This window comes from Streptomyces sp. NPDC032940 (assembly GCF_040636935.1).
Lineage (GTDB): Bacteria > Actinomycetota > Actinomycetes > Streptomycetales > Streptomycetaceae > Streptomyces.
Map to the genome: position 1 here is coordinate 1 of NZ_JBEZVJ010000059.1, position 15,130 is coordinate 15,130.

14 protein-coding genes and 1 pseudogene are annotated in these 15,130 nt (G+C 70.0%); 3 read left to right on the forward strand and 12 right to left on the reverse strand.

All coding sequences use genetic code 11. The annotated features are described in order from the left end of the window. Window positions 1-296: 296 nt before the first annotated feature. The 6 genes and pseudogenes from prcA to arc all read right to left on the reverse strand — a co-directional run bounded on the left by prcA (window position 297) and on the right by arc (window position 6,077). Entirely contained in the window at window positions 297-1,067 is a 771-nt protein-coding gene (prcA, locus tag AB0E77_RS33565; RefSeq protein ID WP_361578607.1) for a proteasome subunit alpha, read from the reverse strand. A 67-nt stretch (window positions 1,068-1,134) separates the two neighbouring features. Next, a complete protein-coding gene (gene prcB / locus AB0E77_RS33570) occupies window positions 1,135-1,980 on the reverse strand; it encodes a proteasome subunit beta (protein ID WP_361578609.1) in 846 nt (281 codons plus the stop codon). Further along, a pseudogene (locus AB0E77_RS33575) lies at window positions 1,932-2,065 on the reverse strand (recombination endonuclease VII); the annotation flags it as partial. The gene prcB and the pseudogene AB0E77_RS33575, both read right to left, overlap by 49 nt. A gap of 107 nt (window positions 2,066-2,172) precedes the next feature. Then, entirely contained in the window at window positions 2,173-2,391 is a 219-nt protein-coding gene (locus AB0E77_RS33580) for a ubiquitin-like protein Pup (RefSeq protein WP_016325855.1), read from the reverse strand. A 178-nt stretch (window positions 2,392-2,569) separates the two neighbouring features. Further along, window positions 2,570-4,081: a depupylase/deamidase Dop gene (gene dop, locus AB0E77_RS33585; protein ID WP_361578612.1), complete on the reverse strand. Its 1,512-nt coding sequence runs from the start codon at window positions 4,079-4,081 to the stop codon at window positions 2,570-2,572. A 229-nt stretch (window positions 4,082-4,310) separates the two neighbouring features. After that, entirely contained in the window at window positions 4,311-6,077 is a 1,767-nt protein-coding gene (gene arc / locus AB0E77_RS33590) for a proteasome ATPase (protein ID WP_361578615.1), read from the reverse strand. A gap of 246 nt (window positions 6,078-6,323) precedes the next feature. Here arc and AB0E77_RS33595 point away from each other — a divergent pair, with 246 nt between their 5' ends. Then, window positions 6,324-6,629, forward strand: a complete 306-nt coding sequence (locus AB0E77_RS33595; protein ID WP_239769928.1) for a ferredoxin — start codon at window positions 6,324-6,326, stop codon at window positions 6,627-6,629. A gap of 73 nt (window positions 6,630-6,702) precedes the next feature. Here AB0E77_RS33595 and AB0E77_RS33600 read toward each other — a convergent pair whose 3' ends face one another. From AB0E77_RS33600 to AB0E77_RS33610, 3 genes are all read right to left on the reverse strand, one after another. Further along, on the reverse strand, window positions 6,703-7,281 hold the full coding sequence (locus AB0E77_RS33600; RefSeq protein WP_361578617.1) for a hypothetical protein: 579 nt from the start codon (window positions 7,279-7,281) through the stop codon (window positions 6,703-6,705). A 220-nt stretch (window positions 7,282-7,501) separates the two neighbouring features. Beyond that, a complete protein-coding gene (locus AB0E77_RS33605) occupies window positions 7,502-8,404 on the reverse strand; it encodes a tRNA (adenine-N1)-methyltransferase (protein ID WP_161164159.1) in 903 nt (300 codons plus the stop codon). A 58-nt stretch (window positions 8,405-8,462) separates the two neighbouring features. Continuing rightward, window positions 8,463-9,989 carry a site-2 protease family protein gene (locus tag AB0E77_RS33610; RefSeq protein ID WP_361578620.1) on the reverse strand — a complete coding sequence of 509 codons (1,527 nt, stop codon included), beginning with the start codon at window positions 9,987-9,989 and terminating at the stop codon, window positions 8,463-8,465. Window positions 9,990-10,162: 173 nt separating this feature from the next. On the opposite strand from AB0E77_RS33610, the gene AB0E77_RS33615 reads away from it, so the two are divergent. Together AB0E77_RS33615 and AB0E77_RS33620 are read left to right on the forward strand one after the other, a co-directional pair. Beyond that, the gene (locus AB0E77_RS33615; RefSeq protein ID WP_361578623.1) at window positions 10,163-11,146 is read left to right on the forward strand and encodes a RecB family exonuclease; all 984 of its coding nucleotides are present in this window, start codon (window positions 10,163-10,165) and stop codon (window positions 11,144-11,146) included. Between the two features lie 16 nt (window positions 11,147-11,162). After that, window positions 11,163-11,834: a response regulator transcription factor gene (locus AB0E77_RS33620; RefSeq protein WP_003977171.1), complete on the forward strand. Its 672-nt coding sequence runs from the start codon at window positions 11,163-11,165 to the stop codon at window positions 11,832-11,834. Window positions 11,835-11,940: 106 nt separating this feature from the next. Here the strand turns inward: AB0E77_RS33620 and AB0E77_RS33625 are convergent, their stop codons facing one another. From AB0E77_RS33625 to AB0E77_RS33635, 3 genes are all read right to left on the reverse strand, one after another. Next, window positions 11,941-13,545, reverse strand: coding sequence for an ABC transporter substrate-binding protein (locus tag AB0E77_RS33625; RefSeq protein ID WP_361578626.1), 1,605 nt, complete (start codon window positions 13,543-13,545; stop codon window positions 11,941-11,943). Window positions 13,546-13,935: 390 nt separating this feature from the next. Then, complete coding sequence (locus tag AB0E77_RS33630) at window positions 13,936-14,637, reverse strand: HAD family phosphatase (RefSeq protein WP_361578629.1); 702 nt, start codon at window positions 14,635-14,637, stop codon at window positions 13,936-13,938. A gap of 151 nt (window positions 14,638-14,788) precedes the next feature. Further along, window positions 14,789-15,130: vitamin B12 dependent-methionine synthase activation domain-containing protein (locus tag AB0E77_RS33635; protein WP_361578632.1), on the reverse strand; the 342-nt coding region annotated here is incomplete at its 5' end.

Consider the following 15,130-nt stretch of genomic DNA (forward strand, 5'->3'; position numbering starts at 1 on the left):
AGCGGTTGGCGCGTCAACGCCCCGCCTGCTGGCAAGGAACCGATTTCGCGCCGTTCCGAGGACGGACACCCCCCGGCGCGGCCCCGACCCACCACCGAACGCAACGCGCTACACGCACCCCCACCGAACCCGCACAGGCCGCCGCAGGCATCCGCACCCCACCCAGCAGCCACAGGCCGCCGCAGGCATCGCACCCCGCTCAACCGCCGGAGGCATCCGCACCCCGCCCCACAACCGCCGGAGGCCGCCGCAGGCATCGCACACCCACGACGGCCGACAGCCAACAGAGACCGGACCTACTCCTCCGCCCCGTCCTCGTCCTCCTCCTTCGACGCGCCGGTAGACGCCGCCCCGCCGCCCCCGGCGCCGCCCTCGTTCAGGAGCCGCGACAGCTGTGCCCCCACGATCCGCTTGAACTTCCGCTTCTGCGGCCGCGTACGGTCCAGCACCGCGACCTCCAGCCGCTCCGCCGGAATCTCCCGCTCGCTGCCGTTCGTGTCGCGGGACAGCGCCTGCACCGCCAGCTTCAGCGCCTCGGCCAGCGTCATCCCGTCCCGGTGCCGCTGGTCCAGGTACCCGCTGATCTGCTCCGCGTTGCCCCCGACCGCGACCGACCCGTGCTCGTCGACGATCGAGCCGTCGTGCGGCAGCCGGTAGATCTGGTCGCCTTCGGGACTGTCCCCGACCTCGGCGACGACCAGCTCCACCTCGTACGGCTTCTCGGCCGAGCTGGAGAAGATCGTGCCCAGCGTCTGGGCGTACACGTTGGCGAGCCCCCGGGCCGTCACATCGTCCCGGTCGTAGGTGTAACCCCGCAGGTCGGCGTAGCGCACACCGCCGATCCGCAGGTTCTCGTACTCGTTGTACTTGCCGGCGGCCGCGAAGCCGATCCGGTCGTAGATCTCGCTGAACTTGTGCAGCGCACGGGACGGGTTCTCGCCGACGAACACGATGCCGTCGGCGTACTGCAGCACGACCAGGCTGCGGCCACGGGCGATGCCCTTGCGGGCGTACTCCGCCCGGTCGGCCATCGCCTGCTGGGGTGAGACATAGAACGGCGTCGACACCGGTTATCCGTCCCTTTCTGTCGAAGTCACTGGACCACCTGCCATCAGTTACGACGAGGCCCGGCCGCTACAGCAGCGCGGCCCGCGGGCCGTCGGGCTGCTCCAGCCGTCCGGCGAGGACCGAGCGGGCGAGCTGCGAGCTCTCGTCCTCGGTCAGCCGGCGGAAGCCGTCCTCGGTGATCACAGTGATGATCGGATAGATCCGGCGCGCGACGTCGGGACCACCGGTCGCCGAGTCGTCGTCCGCCGCGTCGTACAGCGCCTGGACCACGAGCGTCGTGGCCTCTTCCTCGCTCAGGTCGTCCCGGAACAGCTTCTTCATCGCACCGCGCGCGAAGATCGACCCCGAGCCCGTGGTCGCGAAGTGATGCTCCTCGGACCGACCGCCGGTCACGTCGTACGAGAAGATGCGGCCCTTGCCGCGGTCCACGTCGTACCCCGCGAACAGCGGCACCACGGCCAGCCCCTGCATCGCCATGCCCAGGTTGGAGCGGATCATCGTCGACAGACGGTTCGCCTTGCCCTCCAGGGACAGCTGCGCGCCCTCGACCTTCTCGAAGTGCTCGAGCTCCAGCTGGAAGAGCTTCACCATCTCCACGGCCAGCCCCGCCGTGCCGGCGATGCCCACCGCCGAGTACTCGTCGGCCGGGAACACCTTCTCGATGTCCCGCTGCGCGATCATGTTGCCCATGGTCGCCCGCCGGTCACCGGCGAGCACGACGCCGCCGGGGAAGGTCACGGCCACGATCGTGGTGCCGTGGGGGGCCTCGACCACGCCCTGCACCGGCGGCAGCTGCCGGTTGCCCGGGAGCAGCTCGGGCTGGTGCTCTCCCAGGAAGTCCATGAACGAAGAGGACCCAGGCGTCAGGAAGGCAGCTGGTAGACGCCCGGTGCTACGAGTGTTGGCTTCCACGCGATTCCTTCCACGTATGCGTCAGCTAGTCAGCTATGCCACGGACCCTACCCGCCCTGCGGCGGTGATCCACATACTCGGCGGGAACCACGCGACGATCACTTGGGCCCCCCGCTGCGCGCCGTGCGCGGCGCGGGCGTGACCCGCGCCGCGCACGACATCTCACGTCAAGCTCGACCGTCCCTCGTCGGGCTACTGGCCGCCCTTCTGCACGAAAGACCGTACGAAGTCCTCGGCGTTCTCCTCGAGGACGTCGTCGATCTCGTCCAGGACGGAGTCCACGTCGTCGCTGAGCTTCTCCTGGCGCTCCTTGAGGTCCTCGGAGGCCTGCGCGTCCTGCGCCTGCTCCTCGACCTCCTCGGTGGAACGCGTGGCCTTCTGCTGCCCGCCGCCGGTGTCCTTGGTCGCCATAACCCTCACCCCGCTCGGTTCGCCCGACACAGTTGCTCGGTCAAGATCAGACCCTACAAGCCGGGTCCGACATCGGCCCCGCAGTTTCTCCAACGTACGGGGGCCATCTCGATGGTTCCCGGACCCGGTGACTTTCACCCTGTCCGGCGGTCCTCTCCCGTGTACCCGCTCGGGGCCGTCACCCTCCGGACAGGACCCTCACCAGGTCGTCCGCGGTGCGGCAGCGGTCCAGGAGCTCCTTGACGTGATTACGCGTTCCGCGAAGCGGTTCCAGGGTTGGGACCCTCTGGAGGGAGTCCCGCCCCGGCAGATCGAAGATCACCGAGTCCCAGGAGGCCGCGGCGACGTCGTCCGCGTACTGCTCCAGACAGCGACCGCGGAAGTACGCCCGGGTGTCCTCCGGCGGCTTCGTACGGGCCCGCTCGACCTCCGTCTCGTCCAGCAGCCGCTTGATGCGGCCACGGTCCACCAGCCGGTTGTACAGGCCCTTGTCGGGCCGCACGTCGGCGTACTGGAGGTCGACGAGGTGCAGCCGGGCGGCGTCCCAGTCCAGATCGTCCCGGCGCCGGTAGCCCTCCATGAGCTCCCGCTTGGCGACCCAGTCCAGCTCGCCGGCGAGGCTCATCGGGTCGTTCTCGAGCCGGTTGAGGGTGTCCTCCCAGCGGCCCAGGACGTCCTTGGTCTGTTCGTCGGCGTCCGCCCCGTACCGTTCCTCGACATACTTGCGCGCCAGCTCGTAGTACTCCATCTGGAGCTGCACCGCGGTGAGGGTGCGCCCGCTGCGGAGGGTGATCAGGCGCTGGAGGGACGGGTCGTGCGAGACCTGGTGGAGGGTGCGCACGGGCTGGTCCACGGCCAGGTCGACGGCGATGAAGCCGTCCTCGATCATGGACAGGACCAGGGCCGTCGTGCCCAGCTTCAGATAGGTCGAGATCTCGGACAGGTTCGCGTCGCCGATGATCACGTGCAGACGCCGGTACTTCTCCGCGTCCGCGTGCGGTTCGTCGCGCGTGTTGATGATGGGCCGCTTCAACGTCGTCTCCAGGCCGACCTCGACCTCGAAGTAGTCGGCGCGCTGGCTGAGCTGGAAGCCGTGCTCGTGCCCGTCCTGGCCGATGCCGACGCGGCCGGCGCCGGTGACGACCTGGCGGGAGACGAAGAAGGGCGTCAGGTGGCGCACGATGTCCGAGAAGGCGGTCTCCCGCTTCATCAGGTAGTTCTCGTGCGTGCCGTAGGAGGCGCCCTTGTTGTCGGTGTTGTTCTTGTAGAGATGGATCGGCTGGGCGCCGGGCAGCTGGGCCGCCCGTTCGGCCGCCTCGGCCATGATGCGCTCGCCCGCCTTGTCCCACAGCACGGCGTCCCGCGGGTTGGTGACCTCCGGAGCGCTGTACTCGGGGTGGGCGTGGTCGACGTAGAGCCGTGCTCCGTTGGTGAGGATGACATTGGCCAGGCCGATGTCCTCGTCGGTGAGCTGGCTGGAGTCTGCCGCCTCGCGGGCGAGGTCGAAGCCTCGCGCGTCCCGCAGCGGGTTCTCCTCCTCGAAGTCCCAGCGGGCCCGGCGGGCCCGGTGCATCGCCGCCGCGTAGGCGTTGACGATCTGGGACGAGGTGAGCATGGCATTGGCGTTGGGGTGACCGGGGACGGAGATCCCGTACTCCGTCTCGATGCCCATCACTCGCCGTACGGTCATGCGGCCCTCCTTGCCCGGCGGCGCCCTCGGTCGTGGGCGCCGCTCACGTGGCGCTCCGGTGCGTGTGCGGTGCCCGTCCCCGCACTGCGCGACTCGGCGGTACGGAAGAGCCTAGAACGCCTCTGCGCCGGTGGGGAGATCATTTGCGTCATTGCCTTGCTCCAGCCGTGGCCCCGAAAAACAGTCGGCTGCGGGTACCCGCTGAGGGCACCCGCAGCCGCCCTGCCTTTTACAGGTACTGACCGGTGTTCGCCACCGTGTCGATGGAGCGTCCGGTGTCCGCACCCTGCTTTCCGGTGACGAGCGTACGGATGTACACGATCCGCTCGCCCTTCTTTCCGGAGATGCGGGCCCAGTCGTCCGGGTTGGTGGTGTTCGGCAGGTCCTCGTTCTCCTTGAACTCGTCCACGCAGGCCTGGAGGAGGTGGGAGACGCGAAGGCCCTTCTGGTTCTTTTCCAGGAAGTCCTTGATCGCCATCTTCTTGGCGCGGCCCACGATGTTCTCGATCATGGCGCCGGAATTGAAGTCCTTGAAGTAGAGGACTTCCTTGTCGCCGTTGGCGTAGGTGACTTCCAGGAAGCGGTTCTCCTCGGATTCGGCGTACATCTGTTCCACCGCCGTCTGGATCATGCTCTGGACGGTGGCCGCCTTGTCCTTCTCGTGCTCCATGAGGTCGTCCTCGTGGAGCGGGAGGCGCTCGGTGAGGTACTTGCCGAAGATGTCCTTGGCCGCTTCGGCGTCCGGACGCTCGATCTTGATCTTCACGTCGAGCCGGCCGGGCCGCAGGATGGCGGGGTCGATCATGTCCTCACGGTTGGAGGCACCGATCACGACCACGTTCTGCAGGCCCTCCACACCGTCGATCTCGGCGAGCAGCTGCGGGACGATGGTGTTCTCCACGTCCGAGCTGACACCGGAGCCGCGGGTGCGGAAGAGGGACTCCATCTCGTCGAAGAAGACGATGACGGGGGTGCCCTCGCTGGCCTTCTCCCGTGCACGCTGGAAGACGAGGCGGATCTGCCGCTCGGTCTCGCCGACGTACTTGTTGAGGAGCTCGGGTCCCTTGATGTTGAGGAAGAAGCTCTTGCCGGCGGCCTGGCCGGTGACCTCGGCGACCTTCTTGGCCAGCGAGTTGGCGACGGCCTTGGCGATGAGCGTCTTGCCGCATCCGGGGGGCCCGTAGAGCAGCACGCCCTTGGGCGGACGCAGCTCGTGCTCCCGGAACAGGTCGGGGTAGAGATAGGGGAGCTCGACCGCGTCGCGAATGGCCTCGATCTGTCCGCCGAGGCCACCGATCTGCTCGTAGCCGATGTCGGGGACCTCTTCGAGGACGAGTTCCTCGACCTCGCTCTTGGGGACGACCTCGTAGACGTATCCGGAGCGGGGCTCGAGCAGGAGGGCGTCGCCGGGGCGGATGGTGATGCCCCGCAGTGGCTCGGCGAGCCGGACCACGCGCTCCTCGTCGGTGTGCCCGAGGACGAGTGCGCGCTCGCCGTCCTCGAGGATCTCCTTGAGGGTGACGATGTCGCCGACGCTCTCGTACTCCATGGCCTCGACCACGTTGAGGGCTTCGTTGAGCATCACTTCCTGGCCGCGCCGGAGCTCGTCGAGCTCGACGCTCGGGCTGACGTTCACCCGGAGTTTGCGGCCGCCGGTGAAGATGTCGGCGGTGCCGTCCTCGTTGGCCTGCAGGAACACGCCGAAGCCTGCCGGTGGCTGGGCCAGCCGGTCGACCTCCTCCTTGAGGGCCACGATCTGGTCGCGGGCCTCGCGGAGCGTGCTGGCGAGTCGCTCGTTCTGGGCGGACACGCCGGCCAGGTTGGTCTGCAGCTCGACGATCCGCTCTTCGAGAATTCTCGTGTGCCGCGGAGAGTCGGCGAGCTTGCGTCGCAGGACGGCGATCTCCTGCTCAAGGTAGGCCACCTGCCCGGCCGGGTCCTCGGACCCGCGTCCCGGGCGGATGCCGCGGTTCATGTCGTCGTCGTGGGCTGCCACGGTCCTCACCTCCTCCAAGGGGAGCTGGACGCTTCCAGACCCTACCTGGGTGGGTGTCGATTGAAACCCCTAGATCACAAAGACTGTCGGGGTGTGTCCGATCTTCACCCTTGCGCTGCCCCTCACGCCAGGGGAATACCCATCGAACGTGACGGGAACCCAGGCGGAGGTAGGGTCGAAGCGTTCAACACCCGTCAGAGCTGGCCGGATTCCCGGCCGGCTCGACGCAGGAAACGGCAGGAAGCGATGAGTGTGCAGCAGGAGGCCGGAGTCGACGGCGAGGCTCTCGAGGTCTGGATCGACCAGGACCTGTGTACCGGCGACGGCATCTGCGCGCAGTACGCGCCCGAGGTGTTCGAGCTGGACATCGACGGTCTGGCCTATGTGAAGGGCGCGGACGACGAGCTCCTGCAGGCCAAGGGCGCGACGACGCCCGTGCCGTTGCCTCTCCTGACGGACGTGGTCGACTCGGCGAAGGAGTGTCCGGGCGAGTGCATCCATGTACGTCGCATTTCAGACAGGACCGAGATCTACGGTCCGGACGCAGAGTGACCGAACTGTGACGTAGTCGCCACACACGGTGACCGTGGTGAGCGGGGGCCCTTCTCTCGAGGGGCCCCGTCGTTCAGACGGTGCGCGCCTGGGAGGGCGTGTCGCGGACGAACGCGCCGTTCTTCCACTGCCACTTCACGTGGTCGGTGACGTCCGGGCAGCAACTGGGCACGTCGGCCGACGAGTAGCCGAGGAGCGTCGCGAGGACGGCGCCGCCGCGCACCGAGAGGTCGGTGACCGTCCGGCGCTCCTTCGGATCCACCAGGGTGGCCACCACACGGGACTTGCCGCCGCCGGTGTCCCTGGTGAGGACGTAGACGCCGTCGGGCGGGGTGCCCATGGGCGCGTCGCAGTGCACGACGGCCACCGTCTCGGGCCGGCCGTCGCCGTCGAGGTCGCCGGACGCCTTCTTCTGCACCTTGGCCTCGACCGGACCGCACTCCAGGGGGAAGGCGACGGTCGCCGGATCGGGCGGTGTGCTGTGCGCCGGGGCCGTCTTCGTCTCCGTTCCGGCGCTCTGGGCCGCCGTCGCGGCGTCGGGCTGCAGGACGGAGGAGAGGGCCACGACTCCGGCGAGAGCGGTGGCGGTGGCGACCCAGTGGATCGGCCGGGTGTGCGTGTGCGACAGGTCCGGAACGGCGGGGTGCTGCACGAGGAGTGTCTCCTGTGAGGGCTGTGCCGGTGGGGGTGGCCAGCATCGTGCCACACGTCACAGTGCAGGGGAACGGCGGGGTGGGTACCGGTACGGATTCCCGTGGGGCCGCCCGCCGCGCGGGCGGTGTCCTTCAACGCGACGACGCCGTGGTGGAGTTCCCGGTCGGTGCCGGAACTCCACCACGGCGTCGGTACGTTGAGCGCGGTACGAGGCCGTCTCAGCGGCCGGAGCCTCCGCCGGCGTTGGGGCCGTCGTAGTCCTCGCCGTAGGCACCCTTGGCGGGGCGGCGGCGGCGCATGGGCGGCTCGACGCCGTCGGCGAGGCGGCGGGCGGTGAGCAGGAAGCCGGTGTGGCCGATCATCCGGTGGTCCGGGCGGACGGCCAGGCCCTCGACGTGCCAGTTGCGGATCATCGTCTCCCAGGAGGTCGGCTCGTTGAAGCAGCCGATCTCGCGGATGGACTCGACGGTCCGCGCGAGCTGGGTGGTGGTCGCGACGTAGCAGCACAGGATGCCGCCGGGCACGAGCGCCTTGGAGACGGCCTCCAGGCACTCCCACGGGGCGAGCATGTCGAGGATGACCCGGTCGACGTCGGCGTCGGACAGATTGTCCTGGAGATCGCCGACGGTGAGCTGCCAGGCGGGGTGCGGGCCGCCGAAGTAGCGCTCCACGTTCTGCCGGGCGATGTCGGCGAAGTCCTCGCGGCGCTCGTAGGAGTGCAGCATTCCCTGGTCGCCGATGGCACGGAGCAGGAAGCTGCTGAGCGAGCCGGAGCCCACACCGGCCTCCACCACGCGCGCGCCGGGGAAGATGTCGGCGAAGGCGAGGATCTGCCCCGCGTCCTTCGGGTAGACGACGGCTGCCCCACGGGGCATGGACAGGACGTAGTCGGGGAGCAGGGGGCGCAGCGCGAGGTAGGCGACGTTACCGGTGGTGCGGACAACGCTGCCCTCGGGAGCACCGATCAGTTCGTCGTGGGGGAAGGAACCCTTGTGGGTGTGGAAGTTCTTCCCGGCCTCGAGCGTGAACGTGTAGTGGCGGCCCTTGGGGTCGGTCAGCTGTACCTGGTCCCCGACCTTGAAGGGCCCGCGCCTGCGGGCGGCACCGGTCGGTTCGGACATGTGACCAGCCTACCGGTCCCCGGCGGGGCGGCCGACCACGGCTTCGGGAGAGCGGTTCTCAGGAGGGGCGGGCCATGGCCTTGACGAAGGCGCGCTCCACGTCGGCGGCGGACAGGACGCCGTAGATCTCGCCGGTGTCCTCGACGACGAGGTACTCGGTCGCGGGGTTGGCGCGCAGGGCGTCGAGGAGTTCCTCGCCGGACAGCTCGGCCGAGACGCGCATGCCTTCGGTGAGGTCCTGGGCGAGCCCGCCGACCGGGACCCAGGGGCGGCGGTGCTCGGGTACGCCGACGATGGCGGCCTCGCGGACCAGGGAGACGGGCCTGCCCTCGGTGTCGACGACGACCAGGGCACGGGCGCCGGAGGCGTTGGCGCGGCGCAGGGCCTCGGAGAGCGGGGTGTCGGCGGGGACGGGGACCGCGCGCCGGGTGAGGGCGCGGGCGCGCAGCTCGGGCAGGTGTTCGCGCAGGCGCGCCATACGCAGGCTGTTGCCGGCGCCGGTCCAGATGATCGCGGCCAGGATGGCGGCGAGCAGGGCGTCCATCAGCGTGTCCATGCCGACGTTGTCCACGGCGCCGGAGCCGAGCGCTCCGGACTGGGTGAGCAGCGGCAGCCCGATCAGGACGGAGACGGCGAGTGCCCGGCCGACCCAGGCGGCGGCGACCGTGCCGCTCATCGGCTTGCCGGTGATCTTCCAGACGACGGCCCGGAGCATCCGGCCGCCGTCGAGCGGGAGGCCCGGGAGCAGGTTGAAGACGGCGACGATGAGGTTGGAGATCATCAGGCCCGCGAGCAGGACGCCGGGGACGGTGCCCGGCTCGACGGCCAGCACGGCGAGGTAGAAGACCCCGGCGAGGACGAGGGAGAGCAGCGGGCCGACGAAGGCCAGCACGAACTCGCGGCCCGGGGTCTCGGCCTCCTTCTCGATCTCGGAGACGCCGCCGAAGAACTGGAGCTGGATGCGGCGCACGGGGAGCTTGAAGCGGAGGGCGGCGACGGTGTGGGCGAGCTCGTGGACGAGGACGGAGGCGTAGAAGGCGACCGCGAAGAAGAGGGAGACGAGGTAGCGTGCGGCGCCGAGCTCGGGCAGGACCCGGTCGAGCTGGCCGCCGAAGACCCAGGTGATCAGGGCGGCGACCAGGAACCAGCTGGGCGCGACGTACACGGGGACGCCGAAGGGCCGTCCCATCAGCAGCCCGCCCGAGGGCTCCGGGCGACGCTGCGGCGGCTTCCCCGGTCCGCCCCCGGTGTGGGCCTCGGCACGCGCGTGGTGGGCGGGGGGTGCGGACTCGGGCGGGGCGTCCTGCCCGGCGGCGTCCCGCTCCGGGACGTCCTCGGCGGGGTGCTTCTCGGGAGGCTCGGCCCTCGGGGAGCCCGCTCGCCCCCCGGCGTCCTCGCCTACTGTCGGTGACTGCTCCGCGGGGCCCTCGTCCGTGCTGCGGTGCTGTTCCGCGGGCTGTTCCCCGGGCGTGTCGGCAGCCGTGGGATCCGGGTGCACGGGGTCCGCGGCCGGGGGCCCCGCGTGGGGGCCGGCCGACTCGTCGTTGCCGGACCGCGGGTGCCCGCTCCCGCCGCTCACGTCCACGGTGTCCCCTCGTTCGAAGCGTTTCCCGCGCCTGCGGTGCGGGAGGGTCTGGTGTCGATGGTATGCGGCCGTCGCGGTCCGTTCCGCCCCGGCACCCTGCGCCTGCCCGTCCGTCGCACGGGTCATGGCCGCGACTGGGTCACTGTCAGTGGTGGGCCGTAAGGTCTGTGGGCATGGAGACGAGCATCGAGGACGTCGCGGAGGGCACCGGCGGTTCCGCCCCGGCGGAAGCCGCGGTGGCGGCGGCAGCGGCACAGACGGCGGAAGCGGCCGAGGACGCGTCCGCACCCGCACCCGTGCCCGTCGCCGTGGCGCCCGCCTCGCTCTCGCCGTCGCGGGCCGGTGACTTCATGCAGTGCCCCCTGCTGTACCGGTTCCGGGTGATCGACCGGCTGCCGGAGAAGCCCAGCGAGGCGGCGACCCGGGGCACACTGGTGCACGCGGTGCTCGAGCGGCTCTTCGACGCGCCGGCCGCCGAGCGGACGCCGCCGCGGGCCAAGGCACTGATCCCCGGGCAGTGGGACCGGCTGCGGGAGACCCGGCCCGAGGTCGGGGAGCTGTTCGCGGACGACCCGGAGGGCGAGCGGATGGCACGCTGGCTCGCCGAGGCGGAGGGGCTGGTCGAGCGCTGGTTCACGCTGGAGGACCCGAGCCGGCTGGAGCCCGCCGAGCGGGAGCTGTTCGTCGAGGCCGAGCTGGACTCCGGGCTGCGGCTGCGCGGCATCATCGACCGGGTCGACGTGGCTCCCACCGGCGAGGTGCGGATCGTCGACTACAAGACGGGCAAAGCCCCCCGCCCGCAGTACGCCGAGAGCGCGCTGTTCCAGATGAAGTTCTACGCACTGGTCGTGTGGCGGCTGAAGAAGGTCGTGCCGCGGCGGCTCCAGCTCGTCTATCTCGGCAGCGGTGACGTGCTCACGTACGACCCGGTCCTCGCCGACCTGGAGCGGGTCGAGCGCAAGCTGCTGGCCCTGTGGGAGGCCATCCGGCTGGCGACCGAGACCGGTGACTGGCGGCCGCGCCCCACGAAGCTGTGCGGCTGGTGCGACCACCAGGCGCACTGCCCGGAGTTCGGCGGCACTCCCCCGCCCTATCCGCTGCCGGTGAGGGTGGCCGACCCGGGCACCGTCGCGCAGGGCAGAATGGGGCCGGACTAGCGAGAAGGAGACTTACGTGGCCATCCGCGTCCTACTGGTCGACGACCAGCCACTGCTGCGCACGGGCTTCCGGATGATTCTGGAGGCGGAGCAGGACCTCGCGGTCGTCGGCGAGGCCGGAGACGGCCTTCAGGCTCTCGACCAGGTGCGGGCGCTGCAGCCCGATGTGGTGCTGATGGACATCCGCATGCCGCGGATGGACGGCGTGGAGGCGACCCGGCAGATCACCGGCCCTGAGCGGGACGGCCCGGCCAAGGTGCTGGTGCTGACCACCTTCGACCTCGACGAGTACGTGGTGGAGGCGCTGAAGGCGGGTGCCAGCGGGTTCCTGCTGAAGGACGCCCCGGCCAATGAACTGGTGCAGGCGATCCGGGTGGTGGCGAACGGCGAGGCGATGCTCGCGCCCAGCATCACCAGGCGGCTGCTCGACAAGTACGCCACGCACCTGCCGTCCGGTGACGAGCCGGTGCCGGACACCCTGCACACGCTGACCGACCGCGAGGTGGAGGTCCTGAAGCTGGTGGCGCGCGGTCTGTCCAACGCGGAGATCGCCGCCGACCTGTTCGTCAGCGAGACCACCGTCAAGACGCACGTCGGGCATGTGCTGACCAAGCTGGGGCTGCGGGACCGGGTGCAGGCCGCGGTGTACGCGTACGAGAGCGGGCTGGTGCGCCCCGGCGCGCAGTAGGCACGAGCAGGCGCAGCAGCAGCCGGGAAGCCCGAAGGGCGCCCTCTTCCCTTGCGGGAGGAGGGCGCCCTTCGGCTTGCACGGGGCGGGGCGGTGACGGGGTGCGTCAGCCGCTCACACCGCGGGCCAGCTCCCACAGCTGGAGCGTGGAGGAGGAGTTGAGCGCGTAGGCGGTGCCGGTGACGTCGTCGCGGGCGGCGACGTACTGCTTGCCCTGCCACAGCGGGATCATCGGGACGTCGGTGGCGACGCGGTCCTGGATGTCGGTCAGGCTGTCGACGGCGGACAGGCGGTCGGCCTCGCGCCGGGACGCCGGGATCAGGTTGTTGTTGATCTCGGAGTTCACGTACGGCGAGTTGAGGAAGTTCTCCTTGTCGAGGAACGGCGCCAGGAAGTTGTCGGCGTCCGGGAAGTCGGGGAACCAGCCCATCCCGAAGACGTCGTACTGGCCCTTCAGCTCGGCCGGGCGGAACTTCTCCCAGGGCGTGCCCTGGATGTCGACCTGGAACAGACCGCTGTCGTTGAGCTGCTTCTGCAGCTGCTCGAACTCCTGCTTGGTGGCCGCACCGTAGTGGTCGGTCGTGTAGTGCAGGGTCAGCTTCACCGGCGTGGAGACGTCGGCGGCCTCCAGCGTGGCCTTGGCCTTGGGGACGCTCGGGTCACCGTACTTGTTGAAGAACGAGTTCGAGTGGCCGGTGATGGTGGCCGGCACCAGCGAGTACAGCGGTTCGGCCTGCGAGCCGTAGACGTTCGAGATCAGTTCGCTGCGGTTGATGACCTGGGCCATCGCCTGCCGGACGGCCTTCGACTCGACGCTCTGCGCCTTGGTGTTGAAGGCCAGATAGCGGATCTCGAGACCGGCCATCTCGATCAGGTCGACGTCGCCGCCCGTGTCGTTGGAGAGCTTCCGGATCTGCTCCGGCGTCATCGCACGGGTCATCAGGTCGATGTCGCCCTTCTCGAGCGCCGTGCCCATGGCGTCGGCGTCGGCGAAGGAGCGGACCTCGGCCTTGTCGTTGTTCACCTTGAGGGCCCCCTTGTAGTTGGGGTTCTTGGTGAACACGGCCTTGGTCAGCGCGCCGTCCTTCACCTCGGCCTTCATGGTGTACGGGCCGGAGCCGTCCATCTCGAAGCCCTCGCGCAGCTTGCCCTTGTCGTAGTCGTCGGGGTCGACGATGCCGGCGACCGGGGTCGACAGCTTGAACGGGAAGGTCGCGTCGGCGGTGCTGAGGTGGAAGATGACCTCGCGGTCGCCCTGGGTCTCCACGGTGTCGACGGTGGACAGCAGGCCGGACACACCGCTGTCGGCCTTCAGGGACAGGGCGCGCTCGATGGAGAACTTCACGTCGGCCGCGGTGACGGGGTCGCCGTTGGCGAACTTCAGTCCGTCGCGCAGGGTGCAGGCGTAGCGCTCGTTGCCGGTGTCGGTGAAGCCGCACTTCTCGGCCGCCTCGGGCACCGGTTCGCCGTCGCCGCGCGGCTGGATCATCAGCGTCTGCACGGTCTGGCGCAGCAGGTTCCAGGAGCCGACGTCGTAGGCGTACGCCGGGTCGAGGGGCGCGGGGGCCTCCTCCGAGGCGGTGAACCGGTCCGTGGTGCCGACGACGATCGCGTCCCCGCCGCCGCTGCCGCCGTCGGACCCGCCGCAGGCGGCGAGTACCGGGGCGAGCAGGCCGACGACGGCCGGCAGCACCAAAGTCTTGCGGTTCATGCTCGAAATTCTCCAGAGCTGTCGGTTCCGTGTATGCGGCATGCAGGGGTGTCGCCGGCCGATCACGGGGGTAGTGGCTGAGGTTCTGGCGACGAGATTAGTCCGCACCCGTACCAGCGCCCGCAGCCCCCGGAGTTGAGGGCTCATCACAGAGCGAAACCGGGCGTGGACACACCGAAAACCCGACAGCGGAAGGATTAGTGCAGTGCTTCACCAATCGGGACACATGGTCGTCCCGACAACGTTCTCCCAGCCGGATTCGGCACAGTCGTACCAGCCTGTCGACCCCTGATGGCGTGGCGAACGTCACATGGGAGCGCGCCCGTGCGCCCTGCCGGGAGGCGTCCGCGCACGCCCCCGGGACGGCGGCCCGGGACGCTGTGTGAGGGCTCAGCCCGCGTGGGTGACCAGGCTGCGCAGGAAGGTCAGGTCGACCGCTTCCAGTGACCTGACGACGGTGCGCCGGGCGGCCGGGGTGATGGGCGCGACCGACGGCACCGCCACGACGTGGCAGCCGGCGGCCTCCGCGGCGGCGACTCCGGTCGCGGTGTCCTCGACGACGGCGCACCGGGCGGGATCCACGGCGAGTCCGGCGGCGGCGGCCAGGTAGGGGTCGGGGTGGGGCTTGGTGCGCGGCACCTCGTCGCCGGCGACGGTGAGCGCGAAGTGATGGCGGCCGAGCGAGGTCAGGACGCGGTCGATGATGCGCCGGTGCGAGGCGGAGACCAGGGCGGTCGGGATCCGGTGCTCGGACAGCTCCGCGAGCAGCCGGGCGGCGCCCGGCATGAGGGGCAGATCGCGGCCGATGCGCTCCTCGAAACCGTCGTTGAGCAGCACGCTGAGCTCGGCGAACGAGATGTCGGCGCCGGTGGCCTCGATGAGGAAGCCCGCACTGCGGGTCATGGGGCCGCCCACCACCACGTGGCGCCAGGAGTCGTCGAGGACGTGTCCGAGGGAGGCGAAGACCTCCTTCTCGACATCCCACCAGAAGCCCTCGGTGTCCACCAGGGTGCCGTCCATGTCGAGGAGCACGGCTTGCAGGGCGGAGCCTTCGGCCGTGCGGGTTCCGAGCGCGGGGACCGTACTGGTCATCCACGTACCTCCTTGAGGGACGATCAGGCCGGTTCCCACGAAGGGAACCGGCCTGCGGTGGACCGACCAGTGTACGTCGTGCGGGTCCAGAACGCCTGGTGTGGCGCTTGGAGCGCTCTGGAGCGGGTCCGAACCGGTCTCCGTACCGGTGTCAGCGGGCGTTGAAGTACTTCGCCTCGGGGTGGTGGATCACGATGGCGTCGGTGGACTGCTCGGGGTGGAGCTGGAACTCCTCCGACAGGTGGACGCCGATGCGCTCCGGCCGGAGCAGGTCGGCGATCTTGGCGCGGTCCTCCAGGTCGGGGCAGGCGCCGTAGCCGAGGGAGAAGCGGGCGCCCCGGTACTTCAGGGCGAACATGTCCTCCATCTCGGCCGGATCCTCACCGGCGAAGCCCAGCTCCGAGCGGACGCGGGCGTGCCAGTACTCGGCGAGGGCTTCGGCGAGCTGGACGGAGAGTCCGTGGAGTTCGAGGTAGTCGCGGTAGGCGTTGGC

Coding starts and splice junctions, on each gene's coding strand:
- AB0E77_RS33580 (WP_016325855.1), bottom strand. CDS start 2,391: ATGGCGACCAAGGACACCGGCGGCGGGCAGCAGAAGGCCACGCGTTCC.
- dop (WP_361578612.1), bottom strand. CDS start 4,081: ATGACCGTACGGCGAGTGATGGGCATCGAGACGGAGTACGGGATCTCC.
- AB0E77_RS33595 (WP_239769928.1), top strand. CDS start 6,324: ATGAGTGTGCAGCAGGAGGCCGGAGTCGACGGCGAGGCTCTCGAGGTC.
- AB0E77_RS33605 (WP_161164159.1), bottom strand. CDS start 8,404: ATGTCCGAACCGACCGGTGCCGCCCGCAGGCGCGGGCCCTTCAAGGTC.
- AB0E77_RS33615 (WP_361578623.1), top strand. CDS start 10,163: ATGGAGACGAGCATCGAGGACGTCGCGGAGGGCACCGGCGGTTCCGCC.
- AB0E77_RS33625 (WP_361578626.1), bottom strand. CDS start 13,545: ATGAACCGCAAGACTTTGGTGCTGCCGGCCGTCGTCGGCCTGCTCGCC.
- AB0E77_RS33630 (WP_361578629.1), bottom strand. CDS start 14,637: ATGACCAGTACGGTCCCCGCGCTCGGAACCCGCACGGCCGAAGGCTCC.